Below are 22,130 nucleotides of genomic sequence, written 5' to 3' on the forward strand. Positions count from 1 at the left end.
TTGATTCTCTGGGAGATCCACATAGCCTCCCGCGGCCCAGGTGCTGGCGAATGTCGCTGCAATCGAGCGGAACGAGTGGGTCCAGTCGAAGACCGGCGTTGATGCGAATTTCGGCACCTTCCCCTGGGATCGAGTCAATCCGAATGACGGCTCGGTCGCGATCGGCCATCCCTTCGGCGCAACGGGCGCGCGGGACCTGAGTCAGGCAGTGAAGGAGCTTTGGTCGCGACCGGTGGGCTCGCGGGCAGTCATCAGCGTCTGCGCCGATGGCGGCCAAGGGGCCGTGGCGCTGCACGAACGCGTTTAATAAACTGTCCCCCAGTACCCCCCTCGGCCATAACGAGGAGCTCAGCGATGCCGCGCTGATGGCCGTTTAACGCCCTACGTCCCGCAAAAAGTCTGCAAAACCCGCTCGTCCTCCCGCGGCGGCAAGGCGTAGTCTGAGCGCTCAGGCTGCTCGTCGAACGGCCTGACGACCACGTCCAGCAATTCTTCGAACGGCCGGAAGTCGGCGCCCTCGACCGCCGCCTTGATCACCGCTTCGATGCGGTGGTTGCGCGGGATGTATCTCGGATTGGTCGACAGCATGACCTGCCGGCGCTCGGCGGGAAACGCCGACTCTTCGGCTAATCGTAGCCGCCAAGCGCGTTGCCCAGTCGTCGAATTCCTTCGGATCCGCAAAGAGGCGGCGAACGCCGCTGTCGCCGGCCGGCCCCTCGATTTCTCTGGCCAGCCCCCGGAAGGTCAGCGTGAAATCGGCCCGGTTGCGCGCCATAACTCTCAGAAGATCGCCGATGAGCTGCAGGTCGCCTTCCTGCTCCGCGAGCAAACCGAGCTTGCGCCGCCAGCCGCGGTGGAAGGTCTCGTCATGGGTGGCCTGGAACCTCTTGAGGGCCTCCTCAGCGAACCGCATTGCCTCGTCCTGATCCTCATGAATGATAGGCAACAGGGTTTCCGCGAAGCGCGCAAGATTCCAGACGGCGATGCCTGGCTGGTTGGCATAGGCGTAGCGGCCCTGCCGGTCGATCGAGCTGAACACCTTTGCCGGGTCGTACTCATCCATGAACGCGCACGGGCCGTAGTCGATCGTCTCGCCTGAGATCGTCATGTTGTCCGTGTTCATGACGCCGTGGATGAAGCCGACCAGCATCCAGCGTGCGACCAGATCGGCCTGGACGGCAATCACCTGCTCGAGAAGAGCGAGATACGGCTGGTCGCATTTGGCGAGGTCGGGGAAATGGCGGCCGATGGCGTGGTCGGCCAGCAGCCTGATCGCGTCCAGGTCTTCCCGGGCGGCGAAATACTGAAATGTGCCAATGCGGATGTGGCTGGCGGCGACGCGCGTCAGCACCGCGCCCGGCAGCGGCGTCTCGCGATAGACCGTCTCGCCGGTCAGAACGGCGGCGAGTGTGTGCGTGGTCGGGATCCCCAGCGCCGCCATGGCCTCGCTGACGACATATTCGCGCAGAACCGGCCCGACGGCGGCGCGCCCATCGCCGCCGCGCGAGAACAGCGTCCGCCCAGATCCCTTGAGCTGCAGGTCGCGCCGCTTGCCTAATGTGTCTATGATTTCGCCGACCAGCAACGCCCGGCCATCACCGAGCTGCGGTACGAAATTGCCGAACTGATGTCCGGCATAGGCCAGCGCGACCGGCTCTGCACCCGCCGGGAAATTGTTTCCGGCCAGCATGGCGATTCCGTCGGAGCTCTCCAGCCAATCGGCGCTGAGCCCAAGTTGCGCTGCCAGCGGACGGTTGATTCGAATCAACTTCGGCGCCGACACGGCATTGACTCCGGGCCGCGTGAAGAACCGGTCGGGCAGGTGTGTGTAGCTATTGTCGAAGACCGGCGCGGCGACGTCCGCCTGCCTTCCCGACTGTCTCGCTGCCGTCCATTCCGCCATGGAAAACCTACTCTCCGAATGAGCTGCTGTGTCTTGAAAGTGACAGCGGCTACTGGTCTTGATCGTCTTTCCCTAACTCACCCGAATCCCGTCGGAACCCTAATACGAAGTCTCTGACCTTATCCGCGGACATCTCGCATGGCTTGAGGGATGCGTCATCCGTTCCCAGGCGGTAGAGGTTGAAACTGATGATGTCGGTTCCAGCCAATTCTCGCGCAAACAGACTGTTGCGTCGGCCGTCACCGGATCGGCGAAGGGTCACACCATATCGCCGATCCTCGTAGATCCCTTCGCTGTAACCCTCGGGGAACACGGCTAGCGCGCCCTCGAACTCAGCGCTCTCCATCCACCACACTCCCTTTCTACATGGTGGCGAGCCCTTGTTAGCACGGAACGACGGCGTCAATGGGCGACACTTGTGACGAGTGGCATCGAAGCCTCGCGCCGATCGTATCGAACCGTCGGCGTGAGCATTCCCACGATCTCCTCGCCGATCGTCGGGTGCACGGCCATGACGGACGCGAAGTGCTTCATCGTGGCTCCGCTGCCGATGGCGATGGCCAGCACCTGGATCATCTCGCCGGCTTCCTCGGCGAAGATGTGGATCCCGAGGATCCTGTCCGACTCGCCGTCAACGACGACCTTCAACAGCGAGGTTTCGCAATCGCCCGTCACCGCCGCAGTCAAAGGGCGGAAACGGACTTTGTAGACATCGACAGCGGGGTATTGCGCCCTGGCCTCCAGCTCGGTCAGCCCAACCGTTCCAATTTCCGGGCTGGAAAAGACCGCAGTCGGGATATTGGAGTAGTCGACCTGCCAGGCCTTGTTGCCGAAAACGCTGTCGGCGAAGGCATGTCCCTCACGGATCGCGACCGGCGTCAGATTGAACTGGTTGGTCACGTCGCCCACTGCATAGATGTTCGGGATGTTCGTGCGCGAGTTCGCGTCCACCGCGATGGCGCCGTCCCTCCCAGTCTTGACGCCAGCGCGCTCGAGTCCAAGCGCCATCGTGTTCGGAGCGCGGCCGAAGGCGAGCAGCACTTGGTCGGCTATCAGCCGCCCACCCTGCTCGGTCGTGACGTCGATTCTTGCGGCTTTGTCGCCTTCCGCCTTCCGCTCAAGGCGGACGATGCTGTCACTGAGCATCAGCTTGATCCCGCGGTTCGTGTAGGACGCGGCGACCGCCTGGCGGACGTCCTCGTCAAAGCCGCGGAGCACATTGCTTCCACGGCAAACGACTGTGACGTCGCTCCCCAGCGCGGCGAACAGGCCTGCAAACTCCATGGCAATGTACCCGGCGCCGCCGATGACGAGCTTTCTCGGGAAGGTCTTCAAGTCGAAGATCTCGTTCGACGTAATGCCGTGCTCAATGCCCTCAAAGGCAGCCAATTCGGGTCGTGCGCCAGTCGCGATCAGGATCGTGCGCGCACGCACCCGTCGCCCATCACCGAGAAGATGCACCGTATGTGCGTCCTCAAGTATGGCCCTGGACCTCACGACCTCGACGCCAGCAGTCTCTTGCCCAGCGCTGTACAGCTCTTCGAGACGCGCGATTTCACGGTCCTTCGCCGCAACAAGGGAAGGCCAGTCGAAACGCGGGACCGACAGACGCCAGCCGAATGCCGCAGCATCTTCAAACTTGTCGCTGAAACGCCCCGCGTAGACGAACAGCTTCTTCGGCACGCAACCGCGAATGACGCATGTCCCTCCGAGCCGGTACTCTTCGGCGAGCATGACTTTGGCGCCATGTTTCGATGCCACGCGCGCCGCGCGGACCCCTCCCGATCCGCCCCCGATGACGAAAAGGTCGACGTCAAACTTAGGTTGATGCGGAACCACAGAAGCCCTGGCCGCCGTGGTTGAATGGGTTGACGTCGACTGCACCAAATCCATGTCGTTCAAGTCAATATCCAATTCGTTCCGCGTGGGCTGGCAGAATCCAGGCCATCGTGTTGTCGGGGCGCAGCGTCCATCGCGCGCCCGTTGAATCCGGATTTCACCTTGAAATCGAACGGTCTCGATTCCTAGCGCGTGCCCTGAAAGCTCGGACTCGCGGCGTCGTGTTTTGGACTTTCGGGTCAGACTGCTCGTCGGAGGTCACACGGCCCGGACAAGATGCCGTGCGCGAGAATGGCGGGGAGCGCGGCGATAACCACGTCTTACTAATAGCATGCCCGTGCGCCTATTCCGGGACAGCGCCCTTAGTAGTTAAGCTGGGAAATAGGGTCCGTCATGTTGCGGGAGACATGAGCGACAAGCCGATACCCTGCGCAACTTAAACATACGATCTGGCTGAATAGACCTGGACCGCGCAAGACCGGCAGCGTCCAGTTCGAAATGATAGTGGATGTTGGCGCGCGTCGTTCCGAGCGCCGCCGAGATGTCACCGAACCTAGTGCTGCTGCACGTGCAATAATCCGACCGCAAGTTCGCCAGACCAGGCCAACGGGTTTTTCGATGTCGGCCGCCAATGGCAATCACTTGACCGGCAAAATATGTCGTGGATGCAAAGATCAGTTTCGAGGCTCGCCGCTTCAATCCGGACGTGGTCCAGTTTCACCAGGACGCCAAGGCCATGGCAGGCTCGGTCGGCTACACGGCAAAATTAGGGATTGACGGCCAGTTTCTCCACTCTGACCGGCTTCCTCCTCTGTGATCCCGTATACGTCGTCCGTCAGCATGTCCGTGAACCGTCAAGCCGCTGGCTCACAGCAGTAGGTCGGCCATAGGTTTGGCTGGCGGCTCCACCACGACCAACATGTTGCCAGGCAGGGGACGTTGCAGGTGCTCGACCGCATCCCACTCGCCCGTCAGCCACAAATCGACCTCTTCAGTCGCCCCGCTCGGCGCCATCGCCGACCGCTTGCTCTACGAGCGCGATCCCGGTCGTGCGCTCGGGAGAGCTCTCCTGGTCGACTCGAACAGGAACCATGTGCGGCGCTCGGCTTCGTCGATCCAGTTTTCGATCAGGCTGGCCGTCGCGACGTCGCCATGCTCGTCGCAGACATTGTGGGTTTCCCGCAGGAGCTGGGCGAGCACTAGATTGTCTTCCTTGAGTTCGGCCAGCATGTCTTCGGGCGGGACGAAATCCGCATCATTGTCCTCGAAATGCTGCAGCCTGGCGATATGGCCGATCGAGCGGATCGTCGTGCCACCGATCTTGCGGGCTCTTTCCGCGATGTCATCCGTCATCGCCAGAATCTGCGCTGCCTGCTCGTCGAGAAGGAGGTGATAATCCCGGAAATGCGGGCCTGAGATGTGCCAGTGGAAATTCTTGGTCTTGACATAGAGCGCGAACACGTTCGCCAGAAGCGCAGTGAGGGCGGCCGCAATATCCTTTGAGGCGTTGGAGCCGAGATTGCTCGGCGTGTCGAGCGGTCCCTCGCGGCGGCTCTTGGCGTCTTCCGTACTCATTCTGATCTGTCCTTCAGGGTTGATGCGCTCATGTCGTTCGCCGAGGGATGGCCGTGACCGCAAAAAACGGTAGCCGCACCCGGGAGATGATGACTCGGACATCATGTTCCGCGTGTCGGTTACGGGACCAAAGCTTCGGTACGACGATACGTGGAAAGTGACCTTGTAACCTCAGCAAGGGAAATCACCTCTCGCCATGGAGTCGATAGACGATCGTTATTGCCGCTGGCCGAGCGGCGTAATGCCGTCGCGTGCGCAGTCTTCTTTGATGCACGAAAGGCTGTGACAGGCGCAGCACTATTTCCTGCTGCCATGGAAACTATAGATACCGGCTATTGGAAAATTTCGTCCCGCGCTGCTTTCATGGGTATCGCTCATCGAGCATTCGGCGGCACTCTTGACAAAGGATGGTCGGCGCTCAGTGCGATGTTGCGCGATACTTTCACGTAGAGACCCGTCGGATGCAGATTGGATTGATCGGATTGGGCCGCATGGGCGGCAACATCGCTCGGAGGCTCATTGCCCATGGTCGGCACGACGTCGTTGTGTACGGAAGAAATGGCAACGCGGTCGAAGGCCTCCGTCGAGAAGGGGCAACGGCGGGCTCGTCGCTGAACGACCTGGTCGGCCAACTTGCCCCGCCACGAACGATCTGGCTCATGTTGCCGGCAGGTCCGGTCACCGAGGATCACGTATCCGAGCTCGGCGATCTCCTTAGTAGCGGTGACACGATCATCGATGGCGGCAACACGTTTTGGCAGGACGATATCCGTCGCGCCGCGGAACTGCGCAAGAAGAGCATTCACTACATCGATGTCGGAACCAGCGGCGGTGTATGGGGGCTCGAGCGCGGCTACTGCATGATGATCGGTGGGGACAAGGCAATTGTCGACCGCCTTGACCCCATCTTCGTGGCGCTGGCACCCGGCATTGGCCAGATTCCGCGGACCGAGGGGCGTGATTGTCGCGACCCCCGGGTCGAGCAAGGCTACTTCCACGCAGGACCAAGCGGCACCGGCCATTTCGTGAAGATGGTCCACAACGGCATTGAGTATGGCCTGATGCAGGCTTACGCCGAAGGGTTTGATATCCTGAAGAACGCGAATGTCGAAGCGCTGCCCGAGCAACATCGGTTCGATCTCAACATCCCGGACATCGCCGAAGTGTGGAGACGCGGGAGCGTCATCAGCTCGTGGCTGCTCGATCTGACCGCATCGGCACTTGCCAAGAGCGAAGCGCTGGAAAGCTATTCCGGATTCGTCGATGATTCCGGCGAAGGCCGCTGGACCGTCAACGCGGCGATCGGCGAGGCCGTCTCGGCGGATGTGATCACGGCTGCACTCTACGCACGGTTTCGCTCGCGCAAGGATCATACCTTCGCGGAGAAAGTTCTTTCCGCGATGCGACATGGCTTTGGCGGTCATACTGAGCCTCCCTCGCCGGAACCCGTAGGGCAGTCAAAAAATCATCCCACGAGTTCGTGACATGAGTGCGGATGCGTTTGCGGAACCCAAGATTCCGTCTCCTGCTGTTTGCTTTGTTCGGAGCAACGAGGGATCTCGCGCAAGAAGTTTTGCATGGTTGGCGCAATGGGCAAGCCAACGCCGGCCCGCCGTCACGTTTTTCTCGCCTCTAGCGCGTGAAAATCGGACATGACAATCGAACGCTACAACCCCCGTGTATCCGAGCCCAAATGGCAGACGGCCTGGGACGAGGCGAAGCTCTTCGAGACGAGGAACGACGCGCCGGGCGAGAAGTACTACGTGCTCGAGATGTTCCCGTATCCGTCGGGCCGCATCCACATGGGCCATGTCCGCAACTATGCGATGGGCGACGTGGTCGCGCGCTTCAAGCGCGCCAAGGGCTTCAACGTGCTCCATCCGATGGGCTGGGACGCCTTTGGTCTTCCTGCCGAGAACGCCGCGCGCGACAACCGCCTCAATCCGCGCGACTGGACCTATGCCAACATCGAGACGATGAAGGGTCAGTTGAAGACGATGGGCCTGTCGCTCGACTGGGCGCGCGAGTTCGCGACCTGCGACCCCTCCTACTACCGCCACCAGCAGAAGATGTTCCTGGACTTCTGGAAGGCCGGATTGGTCGAGCGGCGCAACGCCAAGGTTAACTGGGATCCGGTCGACATGACCGTGCTGGCGAACGAGCAGGTGATCGATGGCCGCGGCTGGCGCTCGGGCGCGCCGGTCGAGCAGCGCGACCTGACCCAATGGTTCTTCAAGATCACCTCGATGGCGCAGGAGCTGCTCGATGGGCTGGAGACGCTGCCGCGCTGGCCGGACAAGGTCAAGCTGATGCAGTCGAACTGGATCGGCCGTTCCGAGGGCCTGCAGATTCGGTGGAAGCTGGACCCGGCTTCCGCGCCCGATGGGGAAAGCGAGATGGAGGTCTACACCACCCGGCCCGACACGATCTTCGGCGCGTCCTTCATGGCGATCGCCGCCGATCATCGGCTAGCAAAAAAGGTGGCGGAAAAGAACCCGCAACTGGCGACCTTCATCAATGAGATCAAGCGATCCGGCACGTCGGCGGCGGAAATCGAGACTGCCGAGAAGAAGGGCTTCGACACCGGCATGCGCGTGGTGCATCCCTTCGACGAGAACTGGACGCTGCCGGTCTATGTCGCCAACTTCGTGTTGATCGACTACGGCACCGGCGCGATCTTCGGCTGCCCGTCCGGCGATCAGCGCGACCTCGACTTCGCCAACAAATATGGCCTGCCGGTGGTGCCGGTGGTGATGCCGGAAGACGCCGACGCGGCGACGTTCCAGATCACCGAGGAAGCCTTCACCGACGACGGCGTGATGATCAATTCGCGTTTCCTCGATGGCATGAAGCCGGCGGAAGCGTTCAACGAAGTAGCCCAGCGCCTTTCCGGCGTGACGATCGGCGGCAGGCCGCGGGCGAGCCGAAAGGTGCAGTTCCGCCTACGCGACTGGCTGATCTCGCGCCAGCGCTACTGGGGGTGCCCGATCCCGGTGGTCCACTGCGACGATTGCGGTGCGGTGGCGGTCACCGCCGACCAGTTGCCGGTGCGGCTGCCCGATGACGTGTCGTTCGACAGGCCGGGCAACCCGCTCGACCACCACCCGACGTGGAAGCACGTCGCCTGCCCGAACTGCGGGAAGGATGCGCGGCGCGATACCGACACGATGGACACGTTCGTGGACTCCTCGTGGTATTTCGCGCGCTTCACCGATCCGTGGAACGAGGCACAGCCCACCGACCTTGCCTATGTCGACGGCCCGAAGGGCTGGCTGCCGGTCAACCAGTATATCGGCGGCATCGAGCATGCGATCCTGCATCTGCTCTATTCGCGCTTCTTCGCGCGGGCGATGAAGGTCACCGGGCACCTGAACAGCGTCGAGGAACCCTTCCAGGGCCTGTTCACCCAAGGCCTCGTCGTCCACGAGACCTACAGGCTGGGCAACGGTGCCTGGGTCACGCCGGCGGAAGTCAAGGTCGAGGAGACCAACGACAGGCGACGCGCCAGCATGATCAACTCCGGCGAGGAAGTCACGATCGGCCCGATCGAGAAAATGTCGAAATCGAAGAAGAATGTCGTCGATCCCGACGACATCATCGCAAGCTACGGGGCCGACACAGCGCGCTGGTTCATGCTGTCGGATTCGCCGCCCGAGCGCGACGTCATCTGGACCGGGACCGGCGTGGAAGGGGCGCACCGCTTCGTCCAGCGGGTGTGGCGGCTCGTCTCGGAGATCGCGCCGGCGATGGCGGGCGTCTCGCCAGCCCCTGCGCGCGTCGGCGATGCGGCTACGGTCTCGAAAGCGACGCACAAGGCGGTGAAGGCAGTCGGCGAGGATATCGAGCGACTGGGCTTCAACAAGGCGGTCGCGTGCCTCTACGAGCTGGTCAACGTCCTGTCGGCTCAGGTGGCGGGTGCATCCAGTGCCGATGCCGCCCCCAGGGCGGCGCTGCGCGAGGCGGTCGAAGCGCTGGTGCGGATGATCGCGCCGATGGTGCCGCACCTGGCCGAGGAGTGCTGGGCGGCGCTGGGCGGCGATGGTCTGGTAGCGAATCTGCCCTGGCCGGACTTCGATCCGGCGCTCGTCGTCGACGACGAAATCGTGCTGCCCGTGCAGATCAACGGCAAGAAGTGCGGAGATATGACAATTGCCCGCGATGCAGACCAAGCCGTCATCGAAGAAGCGGCGCTAGCGCTCGATTTCGTCCGCAAGGCACTCAACGGTGCACCGCCTCGTAGGGTGATCATCGTGCCGCGGCGCATCGTGAACGTCGTTCCCTAAACGGATGATAACGTCAGACACTGTTCGCTGACTGGAATGCCACTGCTCAATCCATTCAAGCTACGCGAGCGAATTGCAAGGGGCTGACTTACAGCCGCCCGAGTTCCCTTAGTTCCCGCAAGGCTGCCGCATCGCGCGCGGTGACATCCGGAAATTCTAGATCGGACCCGACATCGTCGGTATAGCGCCAAGAGCGGGCACATCTTTTCCCCTTCGCTCTGTCGGAGACGACGGCGACACCCTTGACGTCCTCCAGCGAGAAAGCGCCGGACGGCGCTACCTCGGCTCGGATGTCGATGCCGCTGGTGATGCAGATTTCGGCCATATTGACGCCTTCGATCGCCGCGCACAGGACGGGGTCGGCAACATAGACCACTGGAGCTGCCTCCAGCGACGACCCGATCCTTTTTTCCTTGCGCTCAATCTCCAATGCCCCGGTGACGACGCGGCGAATCTGCCGGATTTTACGCCACTTCTGCGACAATGCGTCGTTCCGCCATTCTTCTGGCAGTTCTGGAAACTGCTCGAGGTGCACTGAGACCGCATCCCGCTTGCGGTCGAGCCAGGCTTCTTCCATGGTGAAGGGCAGCATTGGGGCGAGCCACTTCACCACGCAGTCGAACAGGGTGCGCACGACTTCGATTGCCGCCTTGCGACGGGTGCTGGATGGCGCGTCGCAGTAGAGCGCGTCCTTGCGGATGTCGAAGTAGAATGCCGACAGCTCCACCACCATGAAATCGAGCAGAGCGCGGCTGATGTGCTTGAAGTCGAAGGCGTCGTAGCCCTTTCGCACCAGCTCGTCGAGCTCGGCTAGGCGATGCAGCATCAGGCGCTCCAGCTCCGGCATCTGGGCAAGCGGTACATCCTCGTCCTCGTCATGCGCGAGCGTGCCCAGCATCCAGCGGATGGTGTTCCTGAGCTTGCGGTAAGCGTCGACGTTGGTCTGGACGACGTTCCTGCCCAGCCGCTGTTCCTCCCGATAGTCGGTGGTCATCACCCACAGCCGCAGGATATCGGCGCCGGACTGCTTCATCACATCCTGCGGCGCGATCGTGTTACCAAGCGACTTCGACATCTTGCGGCCCTCCTCATCCACGGTGAAGCCGTGGGTGATGACAGAGTCGTAGGGTGCGCGTCCACGCGTGCCACAGCTTTCGAGCAGTGATGAGTGAAACCAGCCGCGATGCTGATCGGAGCCTTCCAGATAGACGTCGGCCGGCCATTTCAAATCCGGCCGATCTTCCAGTGCGTATGTGTGGGTAGAGCCGGAATCGAACCAGACGTCGAGGATGTCCATGACCTGCGTCCACTCGGCCGGGTCGTGGACATGGCCAAGGAAGCGCTCTTTGACGCCGTCGGCGAACCATGCGTCCGCGCCCTCGGCCTCGAACGCCTCAAGGATGCGGGCGTTGACGGTCTCGTCCTTCAGCACCTCGCCGTTCTCGTCGGCAAAGACGCAGATCGGCACACCCCAGACGCGCTGGCGCGACAGCACCCAGTCGGGCCGGTCCTGGATCATCGCACGCAGGCGCGCCTGGCCGGCGGCCGGCACGAAGCGGGTGGCATCGATGGCCTTGAGCGCGCGGCTGCGCAGCGTGGTGCCGTCGCCGAGCTCCTTGTCCATGTAGACGAACCATTGCGGCGTGTTGCGGAAAATCACCGGCTTCTTCGAGCGCCACGAATGCGGATACTGATGCTTCAGCCGCCCGCGGGCAAACAGCATGTTCGCCCCGATGAGCGCCTCGATGACGGTCTCGTTGGCGTCGCCCTTTTTGCCATTGTCGTCTATGACGCGCGCGGCCCCACCCTCACGATCCGGGCCGAAGCCCGGCGCATCGTTGGTGAAGAAGCCGGCATCGTCGAGGGTGAACGGGATGTCGGTGTCGATGCCACGCGCGGCAAGCTCCTTGGCCGCGTCCATCCACGCGTCAAAGTCCTCGCGGCCATGGCCCGGTGCGGTGTGCACGAAACCCGTGCCGGCCTCGTCGGTGACGTGATCGCCGGGCAGCATGGGGACGACGAAATCATAGCCGCCGCCAAGCCCCTTGAGGGGATGGACGAGCGTCATCGATGCAAGCTCTTCGGCCTTCACCTCGCGCAAGCGTTTGGATTGCAGCTTGGTCTTCGCAAACGATTCCTCGGCCAGTGCATCCGCTAAGATCAGCTTTTCGCCACGCTGCGGGCCAAAATCGTTTTCTGTAGCCGTGACCTCGTAGAGACCATAGGAGATGCGCGGTGAATAGGAGACGGCGCGGTTGCCGGGAATGGTCCAGGGCGTCGTCGTCCAGATGACGACAAAGGCCTTCGCCAACTCGCTATTGCTTTGATCATGTTCAGCGCGCGTGGTCTCGGGCTCGAGGTGGGTGACCATGTTGCCGAGAGCTACCGGAAACTTCACCCAAACCGTATCGCTCTCGTAGTCATGATACTCGACTTCGGCCTCGGCCAGTGCGGTGCGCTCGACCACGCTCCACATAACCGGCTTGGAGCCGCGATAGAGCTGGCCCGACATGGCGAACTTCAGCAGCTCGCCGGCGATGCGCGCCTCGGCGTGGAAGGCCATGGTCGTATAGGGATTGTCGAAGTCGCCCTCGACGCCGAGGCGCTTGAACTCCACCGTCTGCACGTCGATCCAGTGCTGGGCGAATTCGCGGCACTCCTTGCGAAACTCGACGACTGGCACCTCGTCCTTGTTCTTGGCTTTGGCGCGATACTGCTCCTCGATCTTCCATTCGATCGGCAGACCGTGGCAGTCCCAGCCGGGTACATAGTTGGAGTTGTAGCCGCGCATCTGGAAGGAGCGCGTGATGACGTCCTTGAGGATCTTGTTAAGGGCATGGCCGATATGGATATTGCCGTTTGCGTAGGGCGGGCCGTCATGCAGAACGAAGAGCGGCCGGCCGGCAGCCGTCTCCCGTAGATGCTCGTACAGCTTCATCTCCTGCCAGCGCTTGACCAGCAACGGCTCCTTGTCCGGCAGGCCCGCGCGCATTGGAAACTCCGTCTGCGGCAGATAGAGGGTCTTGGAATAGTTGATCTTCTCAGCGGCCTTGGTCATTGCTTCGCCACGACAGGTGAAACCTTGCTTGATTGCAATTTGAGTTGGCGCCTCTCAATGGACGTTCTGTTTCGTCCAGCGATTCGGGCGTGTGGAGCCGCGGGGGGATTCCACAAGTTCTTTCGGCCAACTCAAGCAGTCCGCCAACTCGCGCATGCAGCTTTTGTTGTCTTCTCATCTTGCAGGATAGCTTCAGTGATACGCACCGCGAATCCACAATCTGTCGCCGTTCGTCCAGAGACGGAACTCGCCCCAGGAGCCCGAGCATGTTTATGCTTCGCTCGGCGATTTTGCGTTCGAGAGGATGATCGTGGATAGTTCCGGCGCACACGGAGGCCACGAGGATAGCGATCTTGGCGGCCGCAAATTCACTGGTTGATGGAAAAACCTGACCAGCGATGAAGAGCGACATGGTGAAGCCGATGCCCGCGAGCGCCCCGGCACCCGCGAGCTGGCACCAACTATAGGCTCCTGGTTTCTCGGCTATACCGGTTCGTACCGCGATCATCGAAGCGCCGATGAGGCCGAGCGGTTTGCCCAACACCAGCCCTGTCATGATCGCCAGTACAAGTGGACCGTGGCCATCAAGAGCGTCGGCGGAAAGAACGACGCCCGCATTCGCCAACGCAAAGATTGGGAGCACAAAAAAAAGCTGAATCGTGCCCCGGGAGCCGAGCTCCCAGTGACAGAATTCCGCGATGGCATCGCCAACTGGTGGTTCGAGAACACGAGTGCCAGCACGGTCGCAATGAATAGAAGGACACCCGCAGACGGACCCCAGCTTGCAAAATCGAGTGCGGTTGCCCTGACACGATGGCCGAGCGTACCGAGCATCGCATCGCCGAGCGTGACATCGTCCCATGGCCCGTCGTACCTCCGCCCGTTAATGAAGAAGGTCGGCGTGAAAACCACACCATTGGCGTTGGCCGAGCGTTCATCCTCATCAACACGCGCCCGCGCTCGCTCGGAGATTTCCGGAGATTCGAGATCGAGTTCGGTCTTGACCGCGAGGAGATCGTCTTCAGTCAATTTCGACGAACGCGTCATCAGTTCCAGGTGAACTTTCCAGAATTGTTCCGGCGTGGCGTACTCCGCGATTTCCGCCGCGCGGCGTGCGAGGTCGTTGTTCGCTAGTGGACGGTGCCGAATCATGTACCGCATGCGGTCGCCGAACCGATCACGCAGTGAGGCGATGGTCTCGTTGGCCACTCGGCAATGGGGACACGCGTAACTCCCGTATTCGACCAGCGTAATTGGAGCGTCGGAAGCGCCAAGGATATGGTCGCGTGTCTCGTCTACAGGTGGGTCAAGACGGCGGGAGGGGATAAGCAAGAAGAGAAATCTCCGTTTCCTGGTCGTACTGACGGGCAATCAGGATTGTGAGCAAAGACATGACCCACCGCACCTACCGTACGAGCCGACCGTCGCCAGCCCGTCGTTTGCTCATTGGATCAGGAAGCCGAACTGTCTAAGCCTCGAACCCGACGCGTAACTGGGCTGAAAGCCCCTCCATTCTCGCCACGGCCTGGCAATGCCATAAGCGCCATCATTTCCGCGAGCGTCTCGCTCGTCACGAGACCGATCAGCTTCCCGGTGGCGTCCGTCACCCCCACAGTCGACGCGGAATTTTCCTGCATCGCTCTGAAAGCATGCTCGAGGGTGGCGCGACAGTCGACCGTCGGAACAGGCACGGTCATGGCGTCGGCCACCCGTGCATCCGGCCCCACCTGTTTCCTCGACCGAACGATGTCGGTGCGATCCAGAATGCCGACGAAACCTCCATTGCCGTCGACCACGGGAAACGCTCTTTGTGCGGTCCGCAATAGAGCCTCTACAGCGTCGTCGATGTGAGTATCCGGCTGGAGCGTCACGAACTGAGTCATCATCGCCTGGCGCACCGGCACTCCATGCGAGACCGCGCGTAACGCGACCGAATGGGCTTCCGAGGAGGCAGCCAGATAAACGAAGATGGCGATGAAGACGAGTATCGGATTGTGGAAGAGCCCGATGAAGCCGAGTACGAAGGCGGTGAATTGGCCGATCGAAGCGGCGCGCTCAGTCGCCCGCACAAAGCCCATGCGGCTTGCGAGAGCCGAACGAAGCACGCGGCCGCCATCCATGGGGAAGGCGGGAATAAGGTTAAAGAGCGCGAGAAAGAGATTCACCGTGGCAAGCCGGTCCACCATTGGAACCTGCATGTCGTCGATACCCATAGCGGCAGTTGCGCCCAGGTGTGCATGGGCAAAGACGATCAACGCAGCGGCGATGGCCACGTTCACGGCTGGACCTGCAATCGCGATGAGGAATTCCTCCCAAGGCTCCTCCGGAATACGTTCGAGCTGCGCGACACCGCCAATTGGCAACAGCGTCACGTATGGCGTCGGCACACCGAAAGCCCGGGCGGTAAAGATGTGCCCGAACTCGTGCAGCAGTACGCACAAGAACAATAGCACCACGAAGAGCAACGTGTTCCACGCCGCGGCGGCGCCGTTCGACGCGTAGCTCGAGGCGAAGATCCACGCGAGAAACAGCACGAACGTGATGTGCAGTCGCACTACTGTTCCCGCTACCTTTCCGATGTTCAGTGACCAGGACACATAAGCCTCTTGTTGCTAGTTATGTCTGTTGTGATGGACAGGAAATATCCGGTGCGAGTGAGGTCGGCAGACTTCCCGCGCATCTTCACGGGGGGCCGGACCGCTCTCGCTGACTGCTCTGACAAACCTGTCGATGTCGATGCTGAATCCGTCCTGTAGAACCACGCCGTCGGGGTCTATCGCCACGAACCACGGCGTGCCGCCGGTGCAGTAGTTTTCCATCGTCGTTGGATTGACGCCAAGCGGCGAACGGCTTTCGTGGCCAAAGGGAATTCGCAGGCCGTACCGTTGCTGGTCTAAGGGCAGCTTATCTCGGGTGTTGACATAGGTGCCCTCGAACGCGGTCTGGACTGCTGCAAAGCCGACGTTCTTGGTGTTGGGATTTTGAACCAGCGCCTGGAGAGTCGGGAATCCGGTCGAATGGCAACCGTCGCACCAATGTTGATAGAAAAACAGTAGTCTATAGCGCGCACCGAGCTCCTCCAAGGTAAGAGGCGGGCGCTGCTTCCCGTCAGCATCGATCCAGTACGGAACAGCGAGTTCCGGGGCTGCTCGTCCTGCGATGGTCTGGATCATGTCGTTGCTCGCAATCCTGATTGCACGCCCCCCTCTGCAGTCGGTGTTATTGCCGTGAAATTCGCCGGTAAAGATATGATTTCAATAACCGCATGTAATGCCGCGGCCGGGATGATCGTAGCGTGAAGAGACCGCTGGCGCCGGCCGAGTGTGCCGCTCGAGGGAATGCTCGTGAAATAGGCGCCTCGGCCCAGGCGGACCTCGCCGTTCCGGCAAAAGCCGGCGTCCGCTCGGCAGACGTGATTTTTAATTTCAACGGGATTGAACTCAATCCTCAACTCATTGTCGCCCGCCGCCCGTTGGCTCCGGAATTGGCGTTCAATTCTACCTATCTACCCCTCGGCCCATCGTCGATGTGAACGCGTGGGAATGGATTCGATAACAGTCGGATATTTTCCAGCGAGGGGCTGCTGACGTACCGTCTGCAAAGACTCACTAGGAGTTTCGGATGAGTTTAAAAGTAGCTGATGTCGTGGACGCCGTTTCGCAGCTCGTCGACCAGGGTTACGAACGCGAGTTTCGCATAAAGGATGGTCGCCTTTTCGACCTGGCACGTAGTTCGGCGCTGGACACGAAGGACATCCACGTGGACACCGCCCTGCGGTTGGCGAGCGGGAGAGACGGCGAGGATTCCTCCAATATCTATGCCATTTCGGATCTGAAGTCGCACAGCAAGGGATTGCTCGTCGACGCGTACGACATTTTCGACGAGATCTGCGACCGGGGATTGGCGGATCGGCTGGCGGAGAACCGCGAGTTTGTCGAAGGTAGTGATGTCCCGAGCCGCTACGGCTTGCGCAAGGTCCACAAGCGCGAGTTCGACCGCGATCCGGAGCGCTACGTCCTGCGCATCGACTACCCGGACTTTCCGGAATGCCCCTTCGGCGAGTCATTCTCGATGCTCGGTTTCGATACTGCCGAGCAGACATATGTATGGCTGGTGACCAGCATACTCCAGGATTCACGGCTGAACCGAATTCCGTATCAGGGCGCGGATGTTCCGGACAACGAATGAATTACGTCCGCGACCATGGCGATGCTTCTAAAGCCGTAGTGGATAGCCGGACCGAGCGGAACAAGAACCCTGAGGGAGTGAACGATGGACAAGAACGTCATCAAAGAGACGATGCTCTCGCTCGAGGCCGCCGCCTTTCAAAGTGCCCGCGAAAAATACTTTGATTATGTTGCTGACGCTCGGCTCGACCGCAGTGAGCCGATAGAGAACGATGAGCACGCACAGGCGGAGGTCGCCAGTGATTTTTCCGAAGCACTGGACGATACGGTTCACGATCACAGCGACAAGCTCGATAAGCTTAGAAAGATCGACTTCGGGCCAAAAACGACCGTCACCGAGGGAGCGCTCGTGCGGCTTTCCGGTCGCTACTTCATCATTGCAGTCTCCACGGCCAAGTTCACATGCGAAGGTCGGGAGATCATGGGGATTTCCACAATGGCTCCGATCTTCGAGGCAATCGAAGGAGCACGGGCCGGAGAGACGGTGGAGTTCAAGGAGAGGAAGCTTGTGATCGAAGACATCGCATAGCGATGCTTGCCCGCGCTAACGAGCGTGGCGAAACGCAAAGGGCTGATAAAGGTTCTCGTCGACTCAAGTTCCGGGAGAATCCTGGGTGCGGCAGTCCCCGGAATAGAGGGTGACGAAGTCGCTCACTCGCTTCTGCAGCCGATGGCGGCCGGAACATCGTACGAGCAGATGATGCAGACGGTACACATTCATCCGACGGTAAGCGAGCTCATTCCCACGGTGTTGGCCGGCCTCAAACCACTTGAGTGATCGACTTGAACCGGGGCCAAGGTGTCCGGGCGACGGCTGCGAAAAGAGCGTCGCCACGGTCTGAAGCGCGGAAGGAGGCGCAGCGTTGATCGGCAGCGTGCAGGAACCGCAGGAGCGCCCAAGTGTGGCGGCTGTGACCGACGCGCTTGGAAGGGTGCTCAATCACCAAGCCAATGCGCTGGACCTCGTCTCGCCGACGCCCGGACGCGTCCTCTTCGGTGTTGCCGTCACAATCCGTTTCATTCCCTATCGGGACGATCTGTTCCAGGAAGAGGCCAACAGTTTCGCGCGATGCTTCTATGCGGCGATCGGCAATGAGCCGCAGGGGAAGGTCATTGTGTTTGACAGCGCCGGGTACGGCAATACGTCGGTAGGCGGCGGCACGAAACTTTCCAGGCTAAATAACACCGGCGTCGCCGGATTGATAACCAACGCACGTCTGCGCAACTTTCGCGAGCTGGCCGAGTATGATCCCGTATTCTATTGCGCCGGCGAGGCGGTGCGCGCAGGCACGGCCGAGCTAATGCCCTCTGGGGTGAACGTGCCGGTTGTCTTGCACGGTGTCACCGTCGTCCCCGGAGATTATGTGTACGCCGACTCTTCGGGTGCCGTCATTATACCCGCAACGCACTTCGAGGAGGTGTGGGGGGCAGCCACCGAAATCGAAACCAACGAAGTAGTCCAACGGCAATCGATCCGAGAGGAAAATCCGGAAGACGTGAACGTGGGAAGCCGCGAACACTGAAGCGGGTGGCTCTCTTCGCGCGATCAAGCCCTTGAGTTGGTGCTGAGATGTCGGAAGCCGAAAGACGCTTCTGCATTCGCCCGCGAGATGGCGGCTTTCCTGTGGGCTATCGGTGCACTGAAGATGCGGTGCGCTTCCCCCGTGAAGATCGAGCTTCCGGCAAACGCTCGTCTCCCACTGACGTCGCCGCCTGAAGCTAATTGATCGGCTTCAATCCGGCGGAACAACCGGGACAGCACGGAGACGGGATGTGGCCACGATGGGGAATTCCCGCGCTAGCTATGTGGCTGGGCAACGGCCCAACGCCCGATTCTAGACAAGGAATAGCCCAAGACGGATTACGGAAGTGCGGTAGCCAACCCGCGGATAAGAGCATGATCGACCGTCGTCTCAAGGGCTCATCCCGTCCCCGGGCTGTCATCAAAGGCAAACATCCTGTGGCAAAGACATGGGGCGGAACAGTTCATCTACCACGCTTGACCACGGTCATAAGAGCTAGCCGACCGCGCGGGACGCACGCGCGCATGACGCTTTAAGGCGACGATACCCTCGTCTATCGAATGCATGTCCAAACGGAATTTCCAATGCCCTCTGCAGCGTCCGATCATGAGATCCACTGGGTTGGCCGAACATCCAACCGCCTCGACGTTGGATGAAGTCATTGCGCTGAGCTGTTTGCCGCACCCGGGCAACAAAGGAGAACCGAATGAAATCACGGAAGACCGTCGGCCCGGCCGTCGCCGTCTCGCTGGTCGCGGCAAGCGTGGCGGCGCTCGCGTAGATGAGCAGACCCGCTTCAGCCGGCCCGATCGCGAACGTCGTGGACGCTGATATGTCATCGGTCAGGCCGTCGCGCTGCGCCGAGTAGTCCTCGAAGCGAGGCCACATGGTTCAACCTTCGCTTTCGGACACGACCCAAGGCCTCCGGCATTAGATGTCTACGCGCCTCGTTGCCGCGGCATTTTCAACAAAGAGGGCGAAAGCACTCTCGTACCTCAGCCTATCCTGAACAATAGGAATCATCATGACCAACGGAACCACCATGACCAACGCCGTCATAGACTGTATTCTGAGCCGCAGCTCCACCAAGTACTACGACCCCACCGCCGCCTTGAGCGACGACCAAATCCGCGAGCTGGTGCGAATCGGCACCACCGCGCCGACATCTTTCCACTTGCAGAACTGGCGCTTCATTGCCGTGCGCACCCCGGAAGCCAAAGCCAGGCTGAGCCCAATCGCATGGAGTCAGCCCGCGATCACCGAAGCGGCCGTTACCTTCATCGTCTGCGGACAGTTGGCCGATTCCAGCGTAGTACCAGAGCGTCTGGCACCGCTGGTAGAGGCCGGCATCATGCCCGCAAAGATGGTGCCGGAATGGGAAATCCCCGCACGCGATCTGTACATGGAGTACCCGCAGCGCCAGCGCGACGAGGCAGTTCGCACCGGCACCTTCGGCGCGGCGGCGATGATCTATGCGGCCCGCTCGCTAGGCTTGGGTTCGACGCCGATGATCGGCTTCGATGCCGAAGCGGTGCACCGCGAGTTCGGACTGACCAAGGATGAAGTACCGGTCATGCTCTTGTCCGTAGGGGCGGAGCGTCCGGGAAACTGGGCGCAGAAGTCGCGCCGTCCGGTCGCCGATGTGCTGCATCTCGTATAAGTATTAGTTACGGAGAACACGATGCCAAGAACCGCTGCCCTAAAGTCGGAACAGGTACCGACCGATTGCAAACTGACTCTCGATGCGTTCTCCAAGACCATCGGGTTCACCCCAAATATGATGGCGACCTTTGCGCAGAGCCCGATCGCGTTCAACGCGTGGGCCTCCCTGCTCGGCTCCTTGAGCAAGGCGCTCGACGTGAAGACGCGCGACAGCATTGGCCTCGCAGTCTCGGAAGTGAATGGCTGCAACTACTGCCTGTCGGTTCACAGTTTTACGGCCGAGCATATGGCTAAGCTTCCGACCGATGAAATTATGCTCGCACGGAAGGGACACGCCAGCGACCCGAAGCGGAATGCCGCGGTCCAGTTCGCGCGCAAAGTCATCGAGACCCGAGGCCATGTCAGTGACGCCGATCTGAAAGCCGTCCGCGATGCTGGCTACACGGATGCGAACGTCATAGAGATCGTCGCGCTGGTGGCTATGTACTCCCTAACGAACTTTTTCAATAACGTATTCGATCCCGAGAACGACTTTCCGGCCGTTGCGCCGGCGAGCGCGATCTGAATTCTATCCGGTCGCATCGACCATTTGCGAGAGCACTTGGAGGCGCCGTTTGATGCGAGCGTGACGTCATCGCCCAGATGCACCGAGGACCGTTTCTCGGGAACGCGTCTGGGCTTTTCGGATGTATCGGGAAGGTTAGGGTAAATTTCGCACCAAATCAGGATTGCACAATTATCCCTACGGCCGATCGCGCAAAACCATGTGCTGCTTCGGAAGATCGAATGGGGAAAACGGAAAACGAAGAATGCGGCGGCGCTACGGTCGTAGCAAGGCGTTGCTTCCAAGAGCGTTAGATGCCGTATAGGGAGGTTCCAGCATCAGTCTCACGAGAACGACGCTGTCTATCGGTCCTTCTGCCATGCATTCGGCACAGGCAGTGCAATCCGTCCCGCTCAATGAACCTCAGGTCTGAGCTCCGTTTCCTGATCCGCGCTGATGCACGTATCAACCTCACAGCCGATCGCCGCTCGTGCGGCCGCACCATAATCCCGCCTTCGGCGGCAAGGGCTCAGGGGGGACGAGACCAGTCTTGATGACGACGTTTAACCCATGCCGCAATGCGGTCGTCTACCTGGTTCCGGCAGGACTGATCAGGCCCCGGGCCGAACTGCGATTCACCAAGGTCGCCATGGCCTGACGACAGCTCCCTCTATCACCACGCCGGCGCTGACATACTTCCACAAAGCCACGACCAGCTTGCGGGCCAACGCCGTGATCATCACCTTCTTGAAGCGACCGCCATTCTGGGCAACGCGCTCGTCGAACCATCGACTGAGCAACGAACCTGGTTGGTGTCGCAGCCAAAGCCAGGCCATTTCCAGTAGCGTCGATCGCACTCGCGGATTTCCGGACTTCCCGATCCCTGTTCCCGGTCGATCGATCCGCTCTGCCAGGGCGTCGGAGCAAGACCGGCATAGGCAGCCACCTGCCTTCGATTGCCAAAGTGACGGAATAGCCCTTCGGCCCAGAGAACGGCGGCAAATTCCGGCCCGACACCGACGACCTTCAACAGCAAGGCAACTTCCCGCGCGGATTGCCGTTCTTTTGCAAGCATGGCGTCCCGCTCGGCTTCTACTGCCTTGATCTGATCGAGCAGCATCTCCATCCGGTCGAACTCGCGCAGGACCCGGAGCTTCATGTGTTCGGGCAAATCCTGCCGATCGGCTCTGCGAAGTGCCTCCAACCGATCGCATGATCACGCCGTAGAGGGTCGTAGCCGGCGATGCCCTGTGAGAAGAGAAGCCCCTTGATCCGGTTGCTGTGCCGGATGCGTTCCTCCATCAACACCTTGCGTTCCCGTACGATGCGGCGCAGACGCGCTGGCGCGAAGTCCAACCGTCTTCATTGACCGAGCACTCGATCCCATCCGGCCCTTGGCTCGACGATGACCAGGTCGCTAGATTTGCGCGAAAGGACCTGGAGAGGTTTGGATCGAGCGCTTCGGTCAGTCATCGATGGAACGTCACGATGTCCCAAGCCTGACGGTGGCATGACCTGGCGAAGCGTAGCGTCATGCAATCCATTCCCGATCGTTA

General features: G+C 60.8%; 20 protein-coding genes and 2 pseudogenes. 11 read left to right on the plus strand and 11 right to left on the minus strand.

Annotated features, from left to right (window positions below; genetic code table 11):
- Nucleotides 1-40: 40 nt before the first annotated feature.
- Nucleotides 41-307, plus strand: coding sequence for a hypothetical protein (locus NKI67_RS29195; protein WP_352648197.1), 267 nt, complete (start codon nt 41-43; stop codon nt 305-307).
- A gap of 74 nt (nt 308-381) precedes the next feature.
- Here NKI67_RS29195 and NKI67_RS29200 read toward each other — a convergent pair.
- The 3 genes and pseudogenes from NKI67_RS29200 to gorA all read right to left on the minus strand — a co-directional run bounded on the left by NKI67_RS29200 (nt 382) and on the right by gorA (nt 3,796).
- Nucleotides 382-1,903, minus strand: a pseudogene (locus NKI67_RS29200) (protein adenylyltransferase SelO).
- A 49-nt stretch (nt 1,904-1,952) separates the two neighbouring features.
- Entirely contained in the window at nt 1,953-2,249 is a 297-nt protein-coding gene (locus NKI67_RS29205) for a hypothetical protein (RefSeq protein WP_352648199.1), read from the minus strand.
- Nucleotides 2,250-2,305: 56 nt separating this feature from the next.
- Entirely contained in the window at nt 2,306-3,796 is a 1,491-nt protein-coding gene (gorA, locus tag NKI67_RS29210) for a glutathione-disulfide reductase (RefSeq protein WP_502909368.1), read from the minus strand.
- Between the two features lie 607 nt (nt 3,797-4,403).
- Between gorA and NKI67_RS29215 the strand changes: the two genes are divergently transcribed.
- The gene (locus NKI67_RS29215) at nt 4,404-4,559 is read left to right on the plus strand and encodes a hypothetical protein (RefSeq protein WP_352648203.1); all 156 of its coding nucleotides are present in this window, start codon (nt 4,404-4,406) and stop codon (nt 4,557-4,559) included.
- Nucleotides 4,560-4,771: 212 nt separating this feature from the next.
- Here the strand turns inward: NKI67_RS29215 and NKI67_RS29220 are convergent, their stop codons facing one another.
- Entirely contained in the window at nt 4,772-5,317 is a 546-nt protein-coding gene (locus tag NKI67_RS29220) for a Dps family protein (protein WP_352648205.1), read from the minus strand.
- A gap of 461 nt (nt 5,318-5,778) precedes the next feature.
- Between NKI67_RS29220 and gnd the strand changes: the two genes are divergently transcribed.
- Nucleotides 5,779-6,801, plus strand: coding sequence for a phosphogluconate dehydrogenase (NAD(+)-dependent, decarboxylating) (gnd, locus tag NKI67_RS29225; RefSeq protein ID WP_352648207.1), 1,023 nt, complete (start codon nt 5,779-5,781; stop codon nt 6,799-6,801).
- A gap of 168 nt (nt 6,802-6,969) precedes the next feature.
- Nucleotides 6,970-9,600: a leucine--tRNA ligase gene (gene leuS / locus NKI67_RS29230; RefSeq protein ID WP_352648209.1), complete on the plus strand. Its 2,631-nt coding sequence runs from the start codon at nt 6,970-6,972 to the stop codon at nt 9,598-9,600.
- Between the two features lie 88 nt (nt 9,601-9,688).
- Here the strand turns inward: leuS and ileS are convergent, their stop codons facing one another.
- The 5 genes from ileS to NKI67_RS29255 form a co-directional block, all read right to left on the minus strand.
- On the minus strand, nt 9,689-12,658 hold the full coding sequence (ileS, locus tag NKI67_RS29235; RefSeq protein WP_352648211.1) for an isoleucine--tRNA ligase: 2,970 nt from the start codon (nt 12,656-12,658) through the stop codon (nt 9,689-9,691).
- Nucleotides 12,642-13,301 (minus strand): Na+/H+ antiporter NhaA, encoded by a 660-nt coding sequence (locus NKI67_RS29240; protein ID WP_352648214.1) that lies wholly within the window; start codon nt 13,299-13,301, stop codon nt 12,642-12,644. Before NKI67_RS29240 ends, ileS begins: the two co-directional genes overlap by 17 nt.
- Nucleotides 13,211-14,029, minus strand: coding sequence for a DsbA family protein (locus NKI67_RS29245; RefSeq protein ID WP_352648217.1), 819 nt, complete (start codon nt 14,027-14,029; stop codon nt 13,211-13,213). Before NKI67_RS29245 ends, NKI67_RS29240 begins: the two co-directional genes overlap by 91 nt.
- Nucleotides 14,030-14,109: 80 nt before the next feature.
- On the minus strand, nt 14,110-15,213 hold the full coding sequence (locus tag NKI67_RS29250) for a site-2 protease family protein (protein WP_352648219.1): 1,104 nt from the start codon (nt 15,211-15,213) through the stop codon (nt 14,110-14,112).
- 57 nt (nt 15,214-15,270) lie between these two features.
- On the minus strand, nt 15,271-15,831 hold the full coding sequence (locus NKI67_RS29255) for a TlpA family protein disulfide reductase (RefSeq protein WP_352648222.1): 561 nt from the start codon (nt 15,829-15,831) through the stop codon (nt 15,271-15,273).
- Between the two features lie 122 nt (nt 15,832-15,953).
- Here NKI67_RS29255 and NKI67_RS29260 point away from each other — a divergent pair, with 122 nt between their 5' ends.
- The 5 genes from NKI67_RS29260 to NKI67_RS29280 all read left to right on the plus strand — a co-directional run bounded on the left by NKI67_RS29260 (nt 15,954) and on the right by NKI67_RS29280 (nt 18,368).
- On the plus strand, nt 15,954-16,190 hold the full coding sequence (locus NKI67_RS29260; RefSeq protein ID WP_352648224.1) for a hypothetical protein: 237 nt from the start codon (nt 15,954-15,956) through the stop codon (nt 16,188-16,190).
- A gap of 113 nt (nt 16,191-16,303) precedes the next feature.
- Nucleotides 16,304-16,846: a hypothetical protein gene (locus NKI67_RS29265; protein WP_352648227.1), complete on the plus strand. Its 543-nt coding sequence runs from the start codon at nt 16,304-16,306 to the stop codon at nt 16,844-16,846.
- 84 nt (nt 16,847-16,930) lie between these two features.
- A complete protein-coding gene (locus NKI67_RS29270; protein WP_352648229.1) occupies nt 16,931-17,374 on the plus strand; it encodes a hypothetical protein in 444 nt (147 codons plus the stop codon).
- A 24-nt stretch (nt 17,375-17,398) separates the two neighbouring features.
- Nucleotides 17,399-17,623: an oxidoreductase dimerization domain-containing protein gene (locus NKI67_RS29275; protein ID WP_352648232.1), complete on the plus strand. Its 225-nt coding sequence runs from the start codon at nt 17,399-17,401 to the stop codon at nt 17,621-17,623.
- Between the two features lie 85 nt (nt 17,624-17,708).
- A complete protein-coding gene (locus NKI67_RS29280; RefSeq protein ID WP_352648234.1) occupies nt 17,709-18,368 on the plus strand; it encodes an RraA family protein in 660 nt (219 codons plus the stop codon).
- Nucleotides 18,369-18,863: 495 nt separating this feature from the next.
- Here NKI67_RS29280 and NKI67_RS29285 read toward each other — a convergent pair whose 3' ends face one another.
- Nucleotides 18,864-19,256, minus strand: coding sequence for a hypothetical protein (locus tag NKI67_RS29285; protein WP_352648236.1), 393 nt, complete (start codon nt 19,254-19,256; stop codon nt 18,864-18,866).
- Nucleotides 19,257-19,392: 136 nt separating this feature from the next.
- Here NKI67_RS29285 and NKI67_RS29290 point away from each other — a divergent pair, with 136 nt between their 5' ends.
- Together NKI67_RS29290 and NKI67_RS29295 are read left to right on the plus strand one after the other, a co-directional pair.
- Complete coding sequence (locus NKI67_RS29290; protein WP_352648238.1) at nt 19,393-20,028, plus strand: nitroreductase family protein; 636 nt, start codon at nt 19,393-19,395, stop codon at nt 20,026-20,028.
- 21 nt (nt 20,029-20,049) lie between these two features.
- Nucleotides 20,050-20,595: a carboxymuconolactone decarboxylase family protein gene (locus NKI67_RS29295; RefSeq protein ID WP_352648241.1), complete on the plus strand. Its 546-nt coding sequence runs from the start codon at nt 20,050-20,052 to the stop codon at nt 20,593-20,595.
- Between the two features lie 614 nt (nt 20,596-21,209).
- Here NKI67_RS29295 and NKI67_RS29300 read toward each other — a convergent pair.
- Nucleotides 21,210-21,906 (minus strand): annotated as a pseudogene (locus NKI67_RS29300) (IS110 family RNA-guided transposase); the annotation flags it as partial.
- Nucleotides 21,907-22,130 lie beyond the last annotated feature (224 nt).

This window comes from Mesorhizobium sp. M0408 (assembly GCF_040321495.1).
Taxonomy (GTDB): Bacteria; Pseudomonadota; Alphaproteobacteria; order Rhizobiales; family Rhizobiaceae; genus Mesorhizobium.